General features: G+C 75.1%; 2 protein-coding genes. One reads left to right on the forward strand and one right to left on the reverse strand.

Annotated features, from left to right (window positions below):
• Positions 1-4 precede the first annotated feature (4 nt).
• The gene (locus tag CNO22_RS26505; protein ID WP_232807377.1) at positions 5-790 is read left to right on the forward strand and encodes a pseudouridine synthase; all 786 of its coding nucleotides are present in this window, start codon (positions 5-7) and stop codon (positions 788-790) included.
• 31 nt (positions 791-821) lie between these two features.
• Here the strand turns inward: CNO22_RS26505 and CNO22_RS26510 are convergent.
• Positions 822-2,838, reverse strand: a 2,017-nt coding sequence (locus CNO22_RS26510; protein WP_100502219.1) for a glycoside hydrolase family 3 N-terminal domain-containing protein, incomplete at its 5' end; no start/stop codon positions are given.

Raw genomic sequence — 2,838 nt, forward strand, 5'->3', positions numbered from 1 at the left:
AGATGTGTATAGGGGGCGGCCCGTCCACCCCGGTGACCGCGGCCGCGCCCGCACCGACGCCTCGGCCGAGGGGGAGCGGCTGCAGAAGGTCCTCGCCCGCGCCGGCGTGGGCTCCCGCCGGGTCGTGGAGAACATGGTCGACCAGGGCCGGATCAGCGTGAACGGGAAGACCGTCACCGTGCAGGGCATGCGGGTCGACCCGGAGCGGGACAAGATCGCTGTCGACGGCGTCCGCATCGAGCTGCGCGACGACCGGGTCACCTACGCGCTGAACAAGCCGGCCGGCGTCATCACGGCGATGAGCGACGACCGCAACCGGCCCACCGTGGGCGACATGGTCGGCGACCTGGCGCCCGGCCTGGTGCACGTCGGCCGGCTGGACCAGGACACCGAGGGCCTGCTGCTGGTCACCAACGACGGCGAGCTGGCCCACCGGCTGGCGCACCCCTCCTACGAGGTGAAGAAGACCTACCTGGCCCAGGTGTCGGGCTCGGTCCCGCGCGACATGGCCCGCCGGCTGCGCGCCGGGGTGGAGCTCGAGGACGGCCCGGTGAAGGTCGACTCCTTCCACGTGGTCGACACCCACGCCGGCCAGTCGGTCGTCGAGGTGGTGCTGCACGAGGGCCGCAAGCACATCGTGCGGCGGCTGCTGGCGCACGTCGGCCTGCCGGTGTCCCGGCTGACCCGCACCGCCGTCGGCCCGGTGAAGCTCGAGCGCATGCGCAGCGGGTCGATCCGCCGGCTCACCCGCGCCGAGGTCGGCGCGCTCGAGGAGGCCGTCGGCCTCTGAGCTGCCGGACGGCGGCCCCATGCTGCACGGCTCAGACCGGGCGGACCTCGACCGGCGTGGTGAGCACCCGGTCCGTGGCGACGATCCGGTCCGGCCCGGTCAGCCGCAGCCGCATCTCCAGGTGCAGGTCCTCGCTGGAGGCCCCGATCGAGAGGACGACGTCGCCGGCCTCGACGACGCGCTGCAGGTCCCGCCCGGTGAACGACGTCCGGTCGGCGTGCACGGTGAACCGCACCCGCGCCGCCGCGCCCGCCGCCAGCTCGACCCGGGCGAAGCCGACCAGCTGGCGTACCGGCCGGACCACGCTCGCCACGGGGTCGGACAGGTAGAGCTGCACGACCTCGGCCCCCTCGCGCGAGCCGGTGTTGCGCACCGTGCACGACACGGCGACGGTGCCGTCCACGGCCCACGCGCCCGCCTCGCCGGCGCCCTCGACCCGCAGGTCGGCGTACTCGAAGGTCGTGTAGGAGCGGCCGTGGCCGAACGGGAACAGCGGCGTCGGGTCGGCCGAGCTGATCCCGCTGGCCCGGCCCAGGGCCGGAGCCAGGTAGGTCGCCGGTGAGCCGCCGGGCATGTGGGGCACCGACACCGGCAGCTTGCCCGAGGGGTTCACCCGGCCGCTGAGCACGCCCGCGACGGCCCCCGAACCCTCCTCGCCGGGGAAGAATGCCTGGACGATCGCCGCGGCCCGGCCGACCACGTCGCCGAGGGCGTAGGGCCGACCGGTCAGCAGGACCACCACGACCGGCGTCCCCGTCCCGAGCAGCGCGTCGAGGAGCTCGGCCTGCACGCCGGGCAGCCGCAGGTCGTCCGCGTCGCAGCCCTCGCCGGAGGTGCCGCGGCCGAACAGGCCGGAGACGTCGCCCAGCACGGCGACGCAGACGTCGGCGTCCCGCGCCGCCTCGACCGCCTCCTCGATCCCGGAGCGCTCGGGCTCCTGCACCGGGCAGCCCTGCACGTGCACCACCTCGGCGCCGGGGAACTCGGTGCGGACGGCGTCGAGCAGGGTGGGCAGCTCCAGGCCGAGGGGCACGTCCGGGTGCTGCACCCCGACGTGGTTGGGGAAGGCGTAGCAGCCCATCAGCGACAGGACCTCGTCGGCGCAGGGGCCGACGACGGCCACCCGGCCGGGCGCCTGCAGCGGGAGCAGCCCGGCCCGGTCGTCCAGCAGCACGACCGACCGCTCGGCCATCGTCCGGGCCAGGGCACGCAGGTGCGGCGGATCGAGGTCGAGGTCGCCGCCGTCGCGCAGCGCCGCCGGCTCGGGGTCCCAGCCGGCGTCCAGCAGGCCCAGCTCGCCCTTCTGCAGGAGCACCCGCTCCACCGCCCGGTCGACCAGCTCCATGGGCACCCGGCCATCCCGGAGCCGCTCCAGCAGGGGCTCGCCGTAACAGCGGACGGTCGGCAGCTCGACGTCCACCCCGGCGGCCAGCGCCAGCGCCGCGGCCTCACCGGGTGATCCGGCGACGCCCTGGGTGGTCTCCAGGAAGGAGATGCCGAAGTAGTCGGCGACCACCACGCCCCGGAAGCCGAGGGTCCCGCGCAGCAGGTCGGTGAGGAGGGTGGGGTCCGACGCCGGAGGCACGCCGTCGACCGCGGCGTAGGAGTGCATGACCGAGCGGGCGCCGCCCTCGCGCAGCGCCGTCTCGAACGGCGGCAGGACGACGTCGCGGAACTCCCGCGGGCCGATGCGGACGGGCGCGTGGTTGCGGCCAGCGCCGGACGCGGAGTACCCGGCGAAGTGCTTGAGGGTGGCGACGATCCCGGCGCTCTCCAGTCCCCGGGTGTAGGCAGCGCCCAGGACGGCGACCAGGTACGGGTCCTCGCCGATCGTCTCCTCGGTGCGGCCCCACCGGTGGTCGACGCTGACGTCGACGACCGGGGACAGCCCCTGGTGGACGCCGACCGACCGCATGAGCGCCCCGATGCCGGCGGCCATCGTCTCCACCGACTCCGGGTCGAAGGAGGCGCCCCAGGACAGCGGGACCGGGAACACGGTCGCCTGCCAGGCGGTGAAACCGGCCAGACACTCCTCGTGCGCGATCGCC

Source organism: Geodermatophilus chilensis (assembly GCF_002802985.1).
GTDB classification, from domain to species: Bacteria; Actinomycetota; Actinomycetes; order Mycobacteriales; family Geodermatophilaceae; genus Geodermatophilus; species Geodermatophilus chilensis.